Below are 17553 nucleotides of genomic sequence, written 5' to 3'. Positions count from 1 at the left end.
TCCCCTGTAGTTCAGTTGGTAGAACGGCGGACTGTTAATCCGTATGTCACTGGTTCGAGTCCAGTCCGGGGAGCCAAGATTTACCTCTAGCATATCATCATGTTATATCTCACGTTTTTAGTTTAAAACCCTCTCCTTTTATGTCTTTTTCTATTACAATTTAATACAGTTATATTTCTTTTTTAAGTTTATAATACCTTGAGTACATTATTCTCATTAAACTCAAGCATTTAAGACAGGAAACGGATCATTCATGGGCTTATCAAAATCTTTCCAGTTAGTACTTTTTGTTATTTTTGGTCTGTTATTATTTCGTATTTATGACCTTGAAAATAAAGAAATGCAACGCCAAGGCCAAATTGCAATTGAAAATTACAAGCACCAAATCAATTCAATTACAGAATGGAATAGTGATGGACAGGCACTCTTTCAGCAATTAAGCGAAAATTTTAGCTTCCAATTTTTCCAATACATCCACAGTACTGACAGTGATAATAACTTTACCTATGGAACGTTAGCTAAAACTGACGCCGACTTTGAAGATAAAATTTTTTCTATCGAATTAGGTCATATTAATACGTTTGCTGACGCTCGCCTGCAAGTCCGGTTAAACACGAGTTCAGTTATCACCACAAGCTTTGTTAACCTTGAAAAAGCAGCGAGTCTGACCATTTTAGCGTATTTAGTTATTATGCTGAGTTTTGCGCTGTTAATGCATGTGCACCGCAGAGGGATAAAGTATGCATCTGATTACATCAGTAATATTTCTAGTCTGTCATTTCAAGCTGTAGAAACCTCAAGATTAAAAGGCTCGCTTAAACCCATAGGTATTGCTCTTGAAAAGAGCCGAGGCGAATTAAAAGCCAGCATCGACAGTTTTCATAACAAAAATGATACCCTTACCAAAGCCGCTTATCAGGATGCTGTCACCGGCTTTTCAACCCGAAGACGCTTTGACGATCAAATAAAATCTATTTCGAAATCAGATAAGCAGCAATTTGGCGTGCTTTGTATTGTTAAAGCTGCTGAACTTGCCAGTATAAACCAGTTGCAAGGACGTGAAGCTGGCGATGATTATTTAAATAAAATTGCGACTTGCATCAGAACAGCTGGCTCTAAGATGGGAGTCAATGAATTTTACCGGGTATCAAGCAGTGATTTTGCATTATTTATTCATGGTATTACGACAAAAGAGTCTGAGCGATTTTTAGATAACCTAAAAAGAAGCTTTGATGAATATGCCCAAACCATTGAACCCGATAATATTGCCAATGCCGGTTTAGTCCCTTTTGAAAACCAGTTTGACCCTCACGCGCTATTGGTGTTCGCGGATACCGCAGTCAGCATCGCGCAAACATCTGGCCTTAACAGATACCATATTCTTGAAAAATTCAATGGTAACGAACAATTAGGCGATAACCACTGGAAAGTAACCATCAATGACCTCATTAACCGCAAAGGGGTTAAGTTTTTTCAACAACCAATCTTACCTTGTAATAATCAAGTCGATGTTTATCGTGAGTTATTTGCCCGTTTCTTTAATAATGAAGGCTCCAATTTACCCACAGCCAGTGTGGTCGCAATGGCTGAACGTCATCGATTAAATATCGATTTGGATAAAATGCTCATCGTTCATTGCATACAATTACTCAGCACCAATCCAAGCCTTAAGGGTAATTTTGGCGTCAATATTAGTGCCTCATCTGCTACCCATGAAGTCTTTGTGTCTTGGTTAACAGATATTTTATCTAGCCACCGCAGTGTTGCTGCAAGATTAATCTTTGAAGTCAATGAATCAGGTATGCAGAAGAACTTAAATGCAAGCCAACGCTTCGTTAATGAGATGCACAAAGTTGGCGTTAAGGTTGCCATTCAACAATTTGGATTAGGTTTTTCATCTTTCAAATTCTTTAGGGAAGTAAAACCCGATTTTATCAAGCTTGACAGCAGTTATAGCGATAAGATTGATCAAAACAACAACAATAGATTCTTCATAAGAATGATTGTTGATATCTCCAAAAGAATTGGCATAAAAGTGGTCGCTACAGGCGTAGAAAAGCAAGAAGAGAAACTAACACTTGAAAAATTACTCGTTGATGGCTTACAAGGTTATTACATTGCCAGACCAGAAATTATCGCGAAAACAGATAAATAAATAACCAATGTAAGACCTTTATTCAAAAAAAGGGTTATTATTTACATAACCCTTTTTTTTATCCGTTGTTAAACCAGCCTAAACCTTAGATAATACTGCTAATCTCTTAAAGAACTCTCATATAGAAAAGTGTAGTAATGACAGACTATCTCTTACTGTTAATTGGCACAGTGCTAGTTAATAATTTTGTATTAGTAAAATTCCTTGGACTATGCCCTTTTATGGGGGTATCTAGCAAGTTAGCTTCTGCCATCGGTATGTCCATGGCAACAACTTTTGTACTCACATTAGCATCTATACTTAGCTACTTAACCAACGAATTTTTACTTGAGCCTTTTGGTATCACCTATCTAAAAACCATGAGCTTTATTTTGGTCATTGCTGTTGTGGTGCAATTTACTGAAATGTTAGTACAAAAAACCAGTGCCTCTTTACATAGAGCATTAGGGATTTATCTCCCGCTCATCACTACCAACTGCGCAGTACTCGGTGTCGCCCTACTTAACGTCAATGAAGATCATAACTTTATTCAATCTGCAGTATATGGTTTTGGTGCAGCGGTTGGATTTTCTTTAGTACTAGTATTGTTTTCAGCCATGCGCGAACGCTTGGCGGCGGCTGACGTGCCTTTACCTTTTAAAGGTGGTGCTATTGCCATGATTACCGCAGGCATAATGTCGCTTGCCTTTATGGGATTTGCGGGGCTAGTTAAATAATCATGTCTAGTATTGCAATCGCTGTCATTGTGCTAACCATCTTAGCCTTAATATTTGGCTTAATTCTTGGTTACGCTTCAATTAAATTTAAAGTCGAAGGAAACCCTATTGTCGATCAAGTAGAAGCCCTGTTGCCGCAAACCCAATGCGGTCAATGTGGGTATCCAGGCTGCCGACCATATGCTGAAGCTATTGCCAATGGTGATAACATCAATAAGTGCCCGCCTGGTGGCACTGCGACTATGGAGAAACTTGCGTCATTAATGGGAGTTGATCCAGAGCCATTAAACGAAGTAGCTCAGGAAACGGTTAAAAAAGTCGCCTACATCAGAGAAGATGAATGTATTGGTTGTACTAAATGTATTCAAGCCTGCCCAGTAGATGCCATTTTAGGCGCGGGTAAACTGATGCATACGGTTATTACTAAAGATTGTACCGGCTGTGATTTGTGTGTAGAGCCTTGTCCAGTTGACTGTATTGATATGATCCCAGTTGAACAAAACCTAAAGAACTGGGATTGGAAATTATCTTCTATCCCAGTCACGCTTATTGATATTGATCATGTTAAAAGCTCAAAAGCAGCTAAAGTAAACGATGTAAACGAGGAATCTCAGTGCTAACTTTATTAGAACAAATTGATAAAGGGACTTTATGGCATTCTCCAGGTGGAATACACCCTCCACAACTTAAGACTCTGTCTAATACTCAAGCTGTACGCCAACTCCCCTTAGCAGCTCAATATAGAGTACCGCTGCCTCAAGTCGGTGATTGCGCTCGTTTAACAGTAAAAGTCGGCGAGCAGGTACTCAAAGGGCAAATGCTCACTGATGGTGAAGGCTTTATGTACCTTCCTGTACATGCGCCTACATCTGGTCAAATTATCAGTATTGAACAGCATGCAAGTAATCATGCCTCTGGTTTACCTTGTTTAACTTGCACCATTGCCGCTGATGGTCAAGATACTGCTGCGGTATTTTTGCCTGCGACATTGACAGAACTGAGTAACCAACAAGTTATTGAGAAAATTAAGCAAGCTGGCATCGCGGGTATGGGCGGCGCAACGTTTCCAAGTCATATAAAACTTAATCCAGCCAGTGAAATTGATCTTGTGATCATTAACGGTGTTGAGTGTGAACCTTATATCACCTCTGATGATGTGTTAATGCGTGAATACGCAACTGACATCATCAAAGGCATCGAAGTCATCGATTATTTGTTGAAACCTCAACGGATAATTATCGCTATCGAAGATAACAAATCACAAGCTGCTGCAGCGATGAAGACGGCGTTAGCAGGCTTTGAATCCTTAGCAAAAATGACTCGTATCACCATCATTCCAACTAAGTACCCCTCCGGTGGCGAAAAGCAGTTGATTCAAATTGTGACCGGTAAAGAAATACACACAGGTAGCATTCCGGCCCAGCAAGGTATTGTGGTGCACAATGTCGGCACCGCCTTTGCGATTCAAGATGCTGTGTTAAATGGTAAACCTCTGATTGAGAGATTAGTGACCATCACGGGTAATCAAGTATCACAACCAGGCAACTATTGGTTACCTATCGGTACACCGATCACCCATGCACTCAAGCAAACACAAACGCCAGTCAAAGACACTAATAACATAAGTGCTAAAGTCATCATCGGTGGTCCTATGATGGGTTATGCACTGCCCAATACTGATGTTCCAGTATTAAAAGGAACAAACTGCATATTGGTACCAAGCAGTGATGAAATCGCCCCTGATGTCGATGAAAAAGCCTGTATCCGCTGCGGAGAATGTGCTGTTGTCTGCCCAGCTCTGTTGTTACCGCAACAATTATTCTGGCATGCAAAAGCCCAGGAGTACGATAAGGCCGCTAGCTTTAATTTAAAAGATTGCATTGAATGCGGCTGTTGCAGTTATGTTTGCCCCAGTGATATTCCACTTGTTGAGTATTATCGCATTGCCAAATCAGCGCTTAAAAATGAAGCGGAAGAAAAATTCCAAGCTGAACAGGCTAAAATACGTTTTGAAGCCCGCTTGCAACGCCTTGAAGATGAAAAGCGTGCCCGCGAAGAAAAATCAAGACTCGCAGCAGAAAAACGTAAAGCTGCTATGGATAGCAGTAAAAAAGATGCTGTTGCAGAAGCAATGGCGCGTATTGCAGCCAAAAAGCAAGCGACGGCAACACCCGCTGCAGAAACCAATAACAATAGTGCCACTACAGATAAAAGTGCAGCAGTTAAAGCCGCTATTGCCCGAGCAAAAGCCAAGAAACTCGCCAGTGCAGTTCCAGCTGATGCTAATGACACGCCTGTAACTACTAGCACTGTTACTACTAGCACTGTTACTACTAGCAGTGAACCTAGCAACACAGCTACAGACAAAAAATCACAAATCGCCGCAGCAGTTGCACGTGCAAAAGCCAAAAAGCTCGCTGCAACAAGTGCAACTGATGATGTCTCAGCCTCTGTTCAAGCCGCTAACGAGCAAGTTGTTAGCGAAGTAACAGAAGTAACGTCAGAAGCAGTTGACGACAGAAAAGCGAAAATTGCGGCTGCCGTTGCACGAGCTAAAGCCAAAAAGCTCGCAGCAACAGCTGCAACAAGTGCAACTGATGATATCTCTGCCTCTGTTCAAGTAGCTAACGAGCAAGTTGTTAGCGAGCAAGTTGTTAGCGAAGTAACAGAAGTAACCTCAGAACCAATTGACGACAGAAAAGCGAAAATTGCGGCTGCCGTTGCACGAGCTAAAGCCAAAAAGCTCGCTGCAACAGCTGCAACAAGTGCAACTGATGATATCTCTGCCTCTGTTCAAGTAGCTAACGAGCAAGTTGTTAGCGAAGTAACAGAAGTAACGTCAAAACCAATTGACGACAAAAAAGCGAAAATTGCGGCTGCCGTTGCACGAGCTAAAGCGAAAAAGCTCGCTGCAACAAATGCAACTGATGATGTCTCTGCCTCTGTTCAAGCTACTAACGAACAAGCTGCTAACGAGCAAGTTGTTAGCGAAGTGACAAAAGTACAGTCAGAACCCGTTGACGACAAAAAAGCGAAAATTGCAGCTGCAGTTGCTAAAGCAAAAGCGAAGAAGCTTGAAAATCAGCGTAAGCTGAGTGAAAAGGAATAAACATGGCATTTAAAATAGCTTCATCTCCACATGTCAGTACCACACTGCAGACCAATAAAGTCATGCTGCGTGTTGCCTACTGTTTAATTCCGGGTATTTTAGCCCAAACCTACTTCTTTGGTATGGGGACTTTGGTACAAATCATTATTGCCGTAGTAACAGCCTTAAGCGCTGAAGCTTGCATAATGAAGTTACGTAATAAATCAATTAAAACAGCCTTAGCAGATAATAGTGCCTTAGTTACAGCTTTATTGATTGCCGTTGCCATACCGCCCTTAACACCTTGGTGGATGACGGTTATAGGCTGTCTTTTTGCTATCGTGATCGTAAAGCATTTATATGGCGGGCTAGGTAATAATATCTTTAATCCTGCCATGGCTGCATATGTTCTATTACTGGTTTCGTTTCCAGTGCAAATGACCTCATGGGTTGCACCTGCAGAACTTGCTAGCAATCATGTGGGCATTATTGCAGCATTAAATTCAATATTTGAATTATCCAATGTGGATATTCATTTATATCGCCTTGGCATCGACGGTCATACTATGGCGACACCGTTAGACACATTCAAAACTGATTTATCTATGGGGTTAACTAGCGCCGAAAGTTTACAGAAGAATGTTTTTGACGGCATAGCAGGTGTTGGCTGGCTTTGGGTCAATATTGCGTATTTACTTGGTGGCCTTGTGATGTTAAAGCTCAAGGTGATCCGCTGGCAGATCAGTACTGGCATATTATTAGCGATATTTATCTGTGCAGGTGTGGGATTTTTATTAAATCCAAGTACTCATGCTAGCCCATTACTGCATCTGTTTTCTGGTGGCACCATGTTATGTGCTTTCTTTATTGCGACCGATCCTGTTACCGCTGCAACCAGTCCCCGGGGCAGATTGTTATTTGGCGCTATCATAGGCGTGCTTATTTTTGTGATTAGAACCTATGGTGGTTACCCTGATGCGGTCGCCTTTGCAGTTTTACTTGCCAATATGTGTGCCCCATTTATTGATTACTACATTCGTCCGCGCTCATACGGCCATAGAGCAGGAAATTAAACAGGATTTATTATGTCTAATATTATTACACGAAATGGCCTGATACTTGCAATATTTGCTTTGTGTTGCACTGGCTTAGTAGCAAGCGTGAACTATTTAACTGCAGACAGGATTATTGACCAGCAACGCAAGCAACTTACACGCGTGCTGCAACAAATCATACCTCAAGCAATGCATGACAATGCATTAACTGACGATTGTATTGCCGTGATTGATGAAGCATATTTGGGCAGCGATCAATCGTTATCAGCCTATATTGCTAAACAGGGCGATTTACCTGTTGCAATGGCCATTGAAGCCATTGCCCCTGACGGTTATAACGGTGATATCAAGCTTATTATCGGTGTCGATAACGACAACACCCTACTAGGCGTAAGAACCTTAGCACATCAGGAAACACCTGGCTTAGGTGACAAAATTGATTTAAGAAAATCTGACTGGGTTTTAGCCTTTGATGGGTTAGTTTTTAATTCAAACGATAAACCATTAGGCGTTAAAAAAGATGGTGGTAACATCGACCAATTTACAGGGGCTACCATTACCCCAAGAGCTTATGTCAAAGCGATTAATAATGCCCTAACCTATGTTAAAAACAACAGGCAAATGCTTTATAGCACCGTAAACCAATGTGGACGAGATCATGACTAATTACCGCGAAATAGCTTGGCAAGGATTATGGAAAAACAATCCCGGATTGGTTCAGTTATTAGGCTTATGTCCGTTATTAGCTGTAACAGCTACGGTAACTAATGCTTTAGGCTTAGGTGTTGCCACACTGCTAGTGCTGGTTGGTTCTAATGTACTGGTATCATTGGTGCGCAACTTTGTTCCAAAAGAAATCCGTATTCCAGTGTTTGTGATGATCATTGCCGCACTAGTAACCTGTGTTCAGCTGTTAATAAATGCTTATGCCTATGGCTTATATCTTTCTTTAGGCATTTTCTTGCCCTTGATTGTCACCAACTGTGTGATCATTGGCCGAGCAGAAGCCTTTGCATCACGCAACAATGTTAGCAGCGCTGCTTTTGATGGGCTCATGATGGGACTTGGGTTTACCGCCATTTTAGTGGTGCTTGGCGGAGTACGTGAAGTTCTTGGTCAAGGCACTTTATTTGATGGTGCTGAGCTGCTGTTAGGTGACTGGGCAAGCGCACTGACGATTCAAGTATTTCAACTCGATAGCCATTTTTTAATTGCAATGTTACCGCCGGGGGCGTTTATCGCCATGGGACTGTTAATTGCCCTTAAAAATGTTATTGATGCAAAACTCGAAAGCCGACAACCAAAACAACAAAGCGAAGCCATAGCGCGCGCCAGAATTACCAAGGTTAGCTAATAGATGAACAAACAAAAACGTTATGAAATGTTAACCCGTCTTCGGGACAATAACCCTAAACCTGAAACTGAATTAAATTTTTCATCGCCGTTTGAACTGCTGGTTGCCGTTACCCTGTCGGCACAAGCAACCGATGTCAGCGTCAATAAAGCCACTGACAAATTATTCCCTGTCGCCAACACAGCTCAAGGAATTTACGATCTTGGCGTTGATGGCTTAAAAACTTACATTAAAACCATTGGGCTTTATAACAACAAAGCGATAAATGTTATTAAAGCCTGTAAAATGCTAATTGATCAACATGGCGGCGAAGTACCTGAAAATCGAGAGGCATTAGAAGCACTCCCTGGCGTTGGCCGTAAAACTGCCAACGTGGTACTCAACACTGCATTTGGCTGGCCTACTATCGCTGTTGATACCCATATTTTTCGTATGGCAAATCGCACTAAATTTGCCATGGGTAAAAATGTCGACCAAGTAGAAGAAAAAATGCTGAAAGTCACCCCTGCCGAATTTAAAGTCGATGTACATCACTGGTTTATTTTACATGGACGCTATACCTGCATCGCCCGCAAGCCTCGCTGTGGTAGCTGTATGATAGAAGACCTTTGCGAATACAAAGATAAGGTTTACCCAGAAGATTAATCATCTAATGTTATCTTTTTAGTACTTTTTATTAGAGCATCTCTACGAACCATTGCCTTCCAATTGGCAATGGTTAAACTGTTAAATACCATCCTGTAAATACAATCCCGCGCCCAAATCAGTTAATACTTTTGCATTAATAAAATGTTAATACTGTGATCTATTTTGCTATCATTATAAGCTAATGATACTTGCAGCTATCCGTCATAACCTTTACAGCTAATTCATCTAAATACTCAATGCGTAGCAAGAATTATTTGTGGTTTGAAGCACAACATTTAGAAAAGGACATTTCGTGACACAGAAAGACACAGCTTGGGTTGAATACGCTAAAGCAATAGGCATTATGTTAGTGGTGTATGGACATGTAGCCCGTGGCATTTATCATTCGGGCATAGACTTACCCGTTCCTTTTTACAAACTTGCTGATAGCCTAGTTTATAGTTTTCACATGCCGCTTTTTTTCTTTTTATCAGGGTTATTCTTTGTTACATCATTACAAAAAAGAGGACCGAAAAAATTAGTTTTCAGTAAAATTGATACTATCTTTTACCCCTACTTATTGTGGTCAATGTTACAAGGTTCATTAGAATTACTTTTACCTAGCTACACCAATGGAAGTCCCTCTTTTACTGACGTCCTTTCACTGTTGTGGGCCCCTAGAGCACATTTTTGGTTCTTATATGCTTTATTGTTAATCTTTGCATTATCGACGCTAGCATATCGTTTATTACCACAACGCTTCAGCGCTGTATTTGGCATTTTCAGCATTATAATGTACTTAACTAGCTCGATGATTTCAGATGATAAAATAATTAATTATATTACTGAAAACACAGCTTTTTTCGTGCTAGGAATTATTTTTTCACTGCATATAAAAACACAGTGGCTTGATAGCAAATTAGCCCTTGTCGGATTATTTTTGGCTTTCATATTAGGGCAATGGATATTTCACGGTTATCTGTCATTAGAATATCGTGATAGAGGTATACGGTCTTTGTTACTGGCTATAATTTCAATTGGTTTTATCGTTTCTTTATCTATTCATCTGGCAAAATTTAACCTAAGTTTTTTTGCTTATTTAGGTCGCTGTTCAATGGCAATATATCTAATGCATGTTGTTGCGGGCGGAGCCGCTAGAGCACTACTAAGTCAACTAGGCATACACTCTTTTATCGAACAGCTTGTTATCGGTTTTATCTTTGCCCTGTTAGCACCGCTGGCTGTTTTAGTGCTGATTAATAAACTAAAAATACCTTATATGTTTTCAGCACCATTGTGTTCTTGCTTAGCTAACATATTTGCTAAAGCTGCAAAATTTACCCATAAAAAGAAGCAAACAGGTACTTAGTTTGACCAAGTCAAATTTAAGGCACAAAAAAACCGCTATAAGCGGTTTTTTGTGAATATTTTCAGCAAGTTTTAAAACATTGATACAAAAAATGCGCTGAAACATACTGCGATTACTACTGAGGTACCAAGAGCCATTTTTAGTTCTGTTGTCATTATCTTGTCTCCAAATGAATATAAGTTAATTTTAGCTTTTAATAATTATTTTCCTATTGTTTAACAACAAAACTGTGAACTAAAACGTAAATTTTAACCTGAAATCAATTTTATATCTCAGATGAAAATTTGTTATGCTTGAACAGTTACTTACATACATTCAATTATAGAGAATATTATGTCACAACTTCTTCATACCATGATCCGTGTCGGCAACCTTGACCGTAGTATTGAATTTTATACCCAAGTTATGGGTATGAAATTGTTGCGAAAATCAGAAAATGAACAATATCAATACACCCTCGCCTTTGTCGGTTTCGGTGATGAATCAACCGGGCAAGCCGTGGTTGAACTGACTTACAACTGGGGTACAGAGAGTTATGATTTAGGCACAGGCTTTGGGCACTTAGCTATTGGCGAAGATGATATTTACGCCCGCTGCGAAGCTATTGCTGCGGCCGGCGCTAATATCACGCGTGCGCCAGGTCCTGTTGCCGGTGGTAGTACTGAAATTGCCTTTGTAGAAGATCCAGATGGTTACAAAATTGAGCTCATCCAAATGAAGTCTGCGACTCAGGGTTTAGGTTAGTCACTAAGTTAGCTAGCTGAGATTGTCGCTAAGTTGAAATACAAAAAAGCCAGCGTTAGCTGGCTTTTATTGGGCTCAAGTAAGCTTTATTGCCTAGAACTTCATTGAGAAACCAGCATAGTATTGACGACCAATAACGTCGTATACTTCTGGCACTGTTCCGCCGTCACTTCCGTTAGAAACAGTAGATGGTTCTTCATCCGTTAGATTTTTAACACCCATACTCAATGTCATATCATCATTAATATGATAAGTACCTGATATATTGTGGTATAAAACTGACTTAGATTCTCTAAGAGCTGCATGAGGATCATCATTATCATCATATACAGTATAATGGTCATCCATCGCACCAATATAACGGTTAAAGTACATTACGCTCCAGTCTCCGCGTGATGCTTGAATACTGAAGTTATTTCTTAAGTTCGCATAAGCACCAAAGTTACCATCGATTGTACCAGTGTAATCTTCGTTATCTTGTTCAAAGTTTAAAAGATAAGTCGTATCGTTGTTTATTCTCCAATCTAAACCTAACCCTTCAAAAGTATAAGCAAGATTGAAATCAATACCAGAAGTATCTTGATAACCAATGTTAGTTAACTGATTGGTTAAGCCAGTCCATTCACCTATAAGTGCATTTTCATGGGTAACATTAATTAATTCACAAGATTCACTAACACCGCCATAGCAGCTATTCATTTCAGACTGGATATTTCTTCTTGAAATAGCATTAGTGACTTTAAATCTCCAGTAATCAACAGTAATAGACATGCCATCAATATAGTGTGGAGAGTAAACTAAACCGGCCGTGTATGATTCAGATTCTTCAGGTTGTAAATCTTCATCAGAAGTGTAGTTCACTAGAATTTGAGGGTCTTGTGCTACTTTAGCAGGGTCGCTTAGGTAATCAAAAGAACCTGTGTTACCGCCGTATAGCTCTGAAACACTTGGTGCACGGAAGCCTGTGGCTGCAACTGTACGCAGCATTAAGTCATCTGTAGCTTCGTAAGTTAAACCTATTTTCCATGTCGTCGCATTACCAAATGTTGAGTAATCATCAAAGCGTAATGCAAATTCACCAGTTAATTTATCAGTAAACGGTACGCTTACTTCCTGAAAAACTGATAGTACACTGTAACTACCGTCTGTTGCATCTTGCTGCGCAGCAGTACCGTCACCAGCAACAATCACTGGATCTGGGTTGTAATACCCACTTTCATGACGATATTCTGCACCAATAGCAAATGCTACGGCACCGGCATCTAGATCAAATAATTCACCCGTTAGTCCTGCGGATAAAGTATGTTGCTCATTACCACCATCAGCTTGTTCAAGGTAGCTGACATCATCAATAATAGCTTGAGATAATGGATCACCACTAAACCATGCTTCTTGATTGTCATAAATTGAATTTTCCATGTTAACGGCATTAATAGAGTTAGCTACAGAAGTTTTAGCCTTATTATTTCCATAGGTATAAGAAACATCCCAGTCCATACCTGTATTTATATCAACATAACCAGCTAACCCTGCTGATATTCTATATGTATCAGTATCTTGAGAATAAATACGTGGACCAACATCATTCATTCGTTTTCGATAATTAACTCGTCCAGTTTTGTCTGCTGAAATTCCACCATCAATCATACTTTGATCAAGGGTCATACAAGGAACATCATCGGCAATACCATCAGCACCACAGACATTTAGCATAATATCAGCTGGCTGAGCTGCTAATTGTTGACTAGACTGACGATTTGTGTACAAGAAATCACCAGTTAGTACGATATCATTTCCTAACTCTTGAACCATGTTAGCAAAAATGCTGTAACGTTCACTAGGTGTTTGAAACCAACTATCTTGAGTATAATCGTAACCAGAATCTTGAGACACCCAATCAGTGCCATCGAAATTTTTCATTTCTTTTATAGGGTTACCATCTTCATCGATACCATCACCAATAAAACCACCTTGCGGAGTAAATGAGCTATTACCGGCATCACTCCAATCACGATCAGATTGAACTACACCTTCTCGTTTAGAATAAGCAGCACCAAAGGTATAGTTACCTGTATCGGTATTAAATCCATAAAGTGCACTGATTTCGCCGTTTTCACCATCACTTTTATCAGTCATACCGCCTAGGACGTCAACCTGTAAACCTTCGAAATCTTTCTTAGTGATAATGTTTACTACGCCAGCTATGGCATCAGAACCATAAACGGCTGATGCGCCATCCTTTAAGATTTCAACGCGGGCAATCATGGCAACCGGGATAGAATTTAAATCTACGGCACTATCAGCACCAGAACCTGAGTTAACCATACGACGGCCGTTAAGTAGTACTAGAGTTCTTTGTGAACCCATACCACGTAAATCAACCTGTGCTACACCGTCTGCGCCATTGTTGGTACTAGAACCAACTGCTGCACCAGCCATTGACGTTTGGGCTTGTAACAGCTCATCAACTGTTGTGAAACCTTCTGCACGAATAGCACTGGCATCAATGACTGTTACAGGCGATGCTGTTTCCATGTCTTGACGTTGGATACGGGAGCCGGTTACTGCAATTCTTTCTACGTTAGCAGATTCTTCTGCTGCGTAAGCACTTACCGAAACGGCTGAAGCAGCTGAAACTGACGCTAATAACGCGACGTTTACGCTGTTTGATAATTTAGATCTTTTAAGCATTTGTAGCTCCCTGGTGATATCTTTTCTTATTCTATGTACGCAATTAAATAAGTATTTAAATTTGCGTTGAACTAGATACTGTATAACCAGAGATATTTCGTCAAACCACTAACCTTTAACTTTTGACCGTTATTTTGTTAATAACTTATAAGTGCAAGTGTTAACACTAATAAGTAGCTATCGCGCTAAAATAGAATTTATTTTACTTAGCAGTGAATAACACTGCCAATAACCATCAAATAAAGTGTTATCATCTAGTGCAAAAGTAACATTTTTAATACTTATCAAAACAAATATATGTGACAAGGATCACACAATATTATTGAACCTTGCGCCATATAAAATTTATTTAGTCAGTTTTTATTCAGTTTAAGATCTGTTTAGGATCTAAAACACTGTAACCCGCACCAGCACTGGGTCTTTATAGAATTAATAACTGTGGTTATTATTTAAACAAGTATATTTATAACAATGAAAGGTAATTTTATCTGTAGGAATGTTTGTATGGCTCAATTAAATAGCATTAGGTTTTAACAAGTACAACACAAGCAGGTGTTAGGTTATTACAATTTAACAATTGAGTATTATGCCATCCGGTATGTTTTATTTTTAATCATTTATAAATGTTACAATTCGTCGATAAGTTAATAATGAATATTTATTCAATACTGCACCATTATTTATAAGTAAAAAAAAAGGAAAGCCTTAGCTTTCCATTTTTTATTACAGCAAATTAAACTGCTGGTTTTATGATATCAAAGTGCAGATATGCTCTATCTGTTGCAATTCGGCCACGTGGTGTTCTTTGTATAAAGCCTTGTTGGATTAAAAATGGCTCTAATACATCCTCAATGGTTTCTCTGTCCTCACCAATAGCTGCGGCAAGGTTATCTAAACCCACTGGCCCGCCCATGAACTTATCAATGATGGCTAATAATAATTTTCTGTCTAGATAATCAAAGCCTTCTAAATCAACATCAAGTAAGTCGAGTGCTTTTTGTGCCACATCAGCTGACACAAAACCATCATGTTTCACTTCTGCATAATCTCGAACACGTCTAAGCAAACGATTAGCGATACGAGGCGTTCCCCTTGAGCGTTTTGCAATTTCAAAGGCGCCCTGCTCATCGATGGGTAATTCCATGACTTTGGCTGAGCGAGTCACAATGGTACAAAGATCTTTTACGTTATAAAACTCAAGACGCAGTGGAATACCAAAACGGGCGCGCAAAGGCGACGTTAACGCCCCTGCTCGGGTGGTGGCGCCAATTAGAGTAAAGGGTGGTAAATCCAGTTTAATGGAACGTGCTGCAGGTCCTTCACCAATCATAATATCTAATTGATAATCTTCCATTGCAGGATAGAGAATTTCTTCCACTACTGGGCTTAAGCGGTGTATTTCATCGATAAATAGCACATCACCATGTTCAAGGTTTGTCAGTAGTGCAGCGAGATCGCCCGCTTTTTCAAGTACAGGTCCTGAAGTAGACTTAATATTTACACCCATTTCATTGGCAACAATCATCGCCAGCGTAGTTTTACCTAAACCTGGAGGGCCAAAAATCAACATATGATCTAAGGCCTCTTCACGTTTAAGCGCTGCCTCTATAAACACTTTAAGCTGGGCGCGAGTATCATCTTGACCTGTATAGTCTTCAAGCATTTTAGGGCGCATCGCCCTATCAATATGTACTTCTTGCTCAAATTCTTGTGGTTGTATTAAGCGATCTGCTTCTATCATTTATATCTCTTTAATTAAGCAATTAAATACCGGAGTTAAAGCATCGATTTTAGCGCGGCTTTAATTAATACTTCGCTGGTCATGCCGTCTGAATAAGCTGTTATAACCGCTTTACTCGCTTGCGCGGGTTTGTAGCCTAATGATACTAGTGCGGCAATAGCATCTTCTTCGGCATTGTTTTCAACCACTGCAGGTTGATAGTTAGTTTGCAATGCAAACTCACGCTCGGAGCCAACGGAAGCTTCGAGTAAACTTTTCAGTTTATCGCGCATTTCAATAACTAAGCGTTCTGCAGTTTTTTTACCGACACCGGGAAGTTTTACTAAGGTCACGATATCATCACGCTCAACACAATTAACAAACTCGCCAGCGGTCATACCTGACAAAATGGTAAGCGCCAGTTTAGGGCCGACACCATTGGTTTTTATTAATAAGCGAAATAACGCCCGCTCTTGCTTAGTAATAAAACCATAAAGTAATTGCGCATCCTCACGTACCACAAAGTGGGTGTATAGCATTGCGGTATGGTTTAATTCCGGTAACTCGTAAAAACTGGTCATTGGTACCTGTAACTCGTAACCAACGCCATTAACATCAAGTACAATTTCTGGGGCCTGTTTCTCAACCACCAATCCGCATAATCTTCCAATCATTTGTATCTTCCATATGTGCGGCTTTGAGCTTTTCCACCCAGCGCAATTAAACTTTGATAAGTGTGGTAGTGACAAATAGCAACGCCAAGTGCATCAGCAGCATCAGCTTGAGGCGCAGCAGGCAATTTAAAAATTTGCTGGATCATATGCTGAACTTGCGCTTTTTGCGCGCGCCCCGTCCCCACAACAGCACTTTTAATTTGGGTTGCACTGTATTCAGCAACCGGCAAATTAGCATTCATGGCCGCCACAATGGCGGCGCCGCGTGCTTGCCCAAGCTTTAGAGCCGAATCGGCATTTTTTGCCATAAAAACCCGTTCAATGGCAAATTGATCCGGCTGGTATTGCTTGATGATTTCTGTAATGCCATCAAAAACTTGTTTTAATCGAGTCGGCAAATCATCTGCTGAGGTTCGAATACAGCCACTGCCTAAATACAGTTGTTGTCTGCCTTGGCACTTGATGACGCCGTATCCGGTAATTCGTGAACCAGGATCAATGCCTAATATTGTTGTCACGGTTTTAAGGTTTCCTTAACCTAGACTTTCCATTACTTCGTCTGATATTTCAGCGTTATGATAAACCTCTTGAACATCATCATGATCTTCTAAATTATCGATCAAGCGCATAAATTTAGCTGCAGTATCAGCATCTAAATCGGCTTTAGTACCGGCAATCATGGTGACTTCGGCATTTACTGCTTCAAAACCAGCAGCATCTAGGGCATCTTTAACACTGCCAAATGCATCAGGCGTGGTGAGTACATCAAATGCACCATTATCATGGGAAACCACATCATCTGCACCCGCTTCTAAGGCAGCGTCCATCAGTAGATCTTCATCGACAGTATTTGGATATGAAATGACCCCAGATTTTGTAAACATATAAGCGACAGAACCATCGGTGCCTAGGTTACCACCTGACTTACTGAATGCATTGCGTACGCCAGAGACAGTTCGGTTTTTGTTGTCGGTCATGGTTTCAACCATCACTGCGGTGCCACCTGGGCCGTACCCTTCATAAATAATGGTATCAAGCTGCTGACCATCAAGCTCGCCGGCACCACGTTTTACTGCGCGCTCTACCGTGTCTCGGGTCATATTATTTGATAAAGCTTTGTCTATTGCGGCGCGTAGACGCGGGTTAGCATCTGGATCTGATCCGCCTTCTCGTGCTGAAACGGTTAACTCACGAATAAATTTACTGAATAATTTGCCACGCTTGGCATCTTGGGCCGCTTTACGATGCTTAATATTGTCCCATTTACTGTGTCCAGCCATGGTAAGTCCTTTAAATTTCCGGTCTCAATACCTGTTAGATTACACACTTAGGTATTATAAAAACAGACCGAGGCATATGC

15 protein-coding genes and 1 tRNA gene are annotated in these 17553 nt (G+C 40.4%); 11 read left to right on the top strand and 5 right to left on the bottom strand.

The window, feature by feature from the left end; genetic code table 11:
* The 11 genes from Q4591_RS16245 to gloA all read left to right on the top strand — a co-directional run bounded on the left by Q4591_RS16245 (window position 1) and on the right by gloA (window position 11108).
* Window positions 1–76, top strand: a tRNA-Asn gene (locus Q4591_RS16245).
* A gap of 177 nt (window positions 77–253) precedes the next feature.
* Complete coding sequence (locus tag Q4591_RS16240; protein WP_303461923.1) at window positions 254–2155, top strand: GGDEF domain-containing protein; 1902 nt, start codon at window positions 254–256, stop codon at window positions 2153–2155.
* Window positions 2156–2292: 137 nt separating this feature from the next.
* Window positions 2293–2871, top strand: a complete 579-nt coding sequence (rsxA, locus tag Q4591_RS16235) for an electron transport complex subunit RsxA (RefSeq protein ID WP_076536414.1) — start codon at window positions 2293–2295, stop codon at window positions 2869–2871.
* Between the two features lie 2 nt (window positions 2872–2873).
* Entirely contained in the window at window positions 2874–3491 is a 618-nt protein-coding gene (gene rsxB, locus Q4591_RS16230) for an electron transport complex subunit RsxB (RefSeq protein ID WP_102475526.1), read from the top strand.
* Window positions 3485–5980, top strand: coding sequence for an electron transport complex subunit RsxC (rsxC, locus tag Q4591_RS16225; RefSeq protein WP_303461921.1), 2496 nt, complete (start codon window positions 3485–3487; stop codon window positions 5978–5980). Before rsxB ends, rsxC begins: the two co-directional genes overlap by 7 nt.
* Before the next feature lie 2 nt (window positions 5981–5982).
* A complete protein-coding gene (gene rsxD / locus Q4591_RS16220) occupies window positions 5983–7032 on the top strand; it encodes an electron transport complex subunit RsxD (RefSeq protein ID WP_102437230.1) in 1050 nt (349 codons plus the stop codon).
* Between the two features lie 12 nt (window positions 7033–7044).
* Window positions 7045–7680, top strand: coding sequence for an electron transport complex subunit RsxG (gene rsxG / locus Q4591_RS16215; RefSeq protein ID WP_303461918.1), 636 nt, complete (start codon window positions 7045–7047; stop codon window positions 7678–7680).
* The gene (locus Q4591_RS16210; protein ID WP_076536406.1) at window positions 7673–8368 is read left to right on the top strand and encodes an electron transport complex subunit E; all 696 of its coding nucleotides are present in this window, start codon (window positions 7673–7675) and stop codon (window positions 8366–8368) included. The genes rsxG and Q4591_RS16210 overlap by 8 nt, the downstream gene beginning before the upstream one ends.
* A gap of 3 nt (window positions 8369–8371) precedes the next feature.
* Window positions 8372–9013: an endonuclease III gene (nth, locus tag Q4591_RS16205; protein WP_303446531.1), complete on the top strand. Its 642-nt coding sequence runs from the start codon at window positions 8372–8374 to the stop codon at window positions 9011–9013.
* A 295-nt stretch (window positions 9014–9308) separates the two neighbouring features.
* Window positions 9309–10364, top strand: a complete 1056-nt coding sequence (locus Q4591_RS16200) for an acyltransferase family protein (protein WP_303461916.1) — start codon at window positions 9309–9311, stop codon at window positions 10362–10364.
* 333 nt (window positions 10365–10697) lie between these two features.
* On the top strand, window positions 10698–11108 hold the full coding sequence (gene gloA, locus Q4591_RS16195; RefSeq protein WP_303461914.1) for a lactoylglutathione lyase: 411 nt from the start codon (window positions 10698–10700) through the stop codon (window positions 11106–11108).
* A gap of 93 nt (window positions 11109–11201) precedes the next feature.
* Here the strand turns inward: gloA and Q4591_RS16190 are convergent, their stop codons facing one another.
* The 5 genes from Q4591_RS16190 to Q4591_RS16170 form a co-directional block, all read right to left on the bottom strand.
* Entirely contained in the window at window positions 11202–13799 is a 2598-nt protein-coding gene (locus tag Q4591_RS16190; protein ID WP_303461912.1) for a TonB-dependent siderophore receptor, read from the bottom strand.
* Window positions 13800–14532: 733 nt separating this feature from the next.
* Entirely contained in the window at window positions 14533–15540 is a 1008-nt protein-coding gene (ruvB, locus tag Q4591_RS16185) for a Holliday junction branch migration DNA helicase RuvB (RefSeq protein WP_303461910.1), read from the bottom strand.
* A 35-nt stretch (window positions 15541–15575) separates the two neighbouring features.
* The gene (gene ruvA / locus Q4591_RS16180; RefSeq protein WP_102437215.1) at window positions 15576–16193 is read right to left on the bottom strand and encodes a Holliday junction branch migration protein RuvA; all 618 of its coding nucleotides are present in this window, start codon (window positions 16191–16193) and stop codon (window positions 15576–15578) included.
* On the bottom strand, window positions 16190–16711 hold the full coding sequence (gene ruvC / locus Q4591_RS16175; protein WP_102475520.1) for a crossover junction endodeoxyribonuclease RuvC: 522 nt from the start codon (window positions 16709–16711) through the stop codon (window positions 16190–16192). The genes ruvA and ruvC overlap by 4 nt, the downstream gene beginning before the upstream one ends.
* A gap of 15 nt (window positions 16712–16726) precedes the next feature.
* Window positions 16727–17473, bottom strand: a complete 747-nt coding sequence (locus tag Q4591_RS16170) for a YebC/PmpR family DNA-binding transcriptional regulator (RefSeq protein WP_102437211.1) — start codon at window positions 17471–17473, stop codon at window positions 16727–16729.
* Window positions 17474–17553 lie beyond the last annotated feature (80 nt).

This window comes from Shewanella sp. 3_MG-2023 (assembly GCF_030548765.1).
Taxonomy (GTDB): domain Bacteria; phylum Pseudomonadota; class Gammaproteobacteria; order Enterobacterales; family Shewanellaceae; genus Shewanella.
The sequence above is the reverse complement of the archived record's forward strand: the minus strand, read 5'-3'. Positions and strand labels throughout refer to the sequence as shown.

Coding starts and splice junctions, on each gene's coding strand:
- Q4591_RS16170 (WP_102437211.1), bottom strand. CDS start 17,473: ATGGCTGGACACAGTAAATGGGACAATATTAAGCATCGTAAAGCGGCC.
- rsxB (WP_102475526.1), top strand. CDS start 2,874: ATGTCTAGTATTGCAATCGCTGTCATTGTGCTAACCATCTTAGCCTTA.
- rsxG (WP_303461918.1), top strand. CDS start 7,045: ATGTCTAATATTATTACACGAAATGGCCTGATACTTGCAATATTTGCT.
- rsxA (WP_076536414.1), top strand. CDS start 2,293: ATGACAGACTATCTCTTACTGTTAATTGGCACAGTGCTAGTTAATAAT.
- Q4591_RS16210 (WP_076536406.1), top strand. CDS start 7,673: ATGACTAATTACCGCGAAATAGCTTGGCAAGGATTATGGAAAAACAAT.
- Q4591_RS16240 (WP_303461923.1), top strand. CDS start 254: ATGGGCTTATCAAAATCTTTCCAGTTAGTACTTTTTGTTATTTTTGGT.
- ruvA (WP_102437215.1), bottom strand. CDS start 16,193: ATGATTGGAAGATTATGCGGATTGGTGGTTGAGAAACAGGCCCCAGAA.
- ruvB (WP_303461910.1), bottom strand. CDS start 15,540: ATGATAGAAGCAGATCGCTTAATACAACCACAAGAATTTGAGCAAGAA.
- gloA (WP_303461914.1), top strand. CDS start 10,698: ATGTCACAACTTCTTCATACCATGATCCGTGTCGGCAACCTTGACCGT.
- Q4591_RS16190 (WP_303461912.1), bottom strand. CDS start 13,799: ATGCTTAAAAGATCTAAATTATCAAACAGCGTAAACGTCGCGTTATTA.
- nth (WP_303446531.1), top strand. CDS start 8,372: ATGAACAAACAAAAACGTTATGAAATGTTAACCCGTCTTCGGGACAAT.
- rsxD (WP_102437230.1), top strand. CDS start 5,983: ATGGCATTTAAAATAGCTTCATCTCCACATGTCAGTACCACACTGCAG.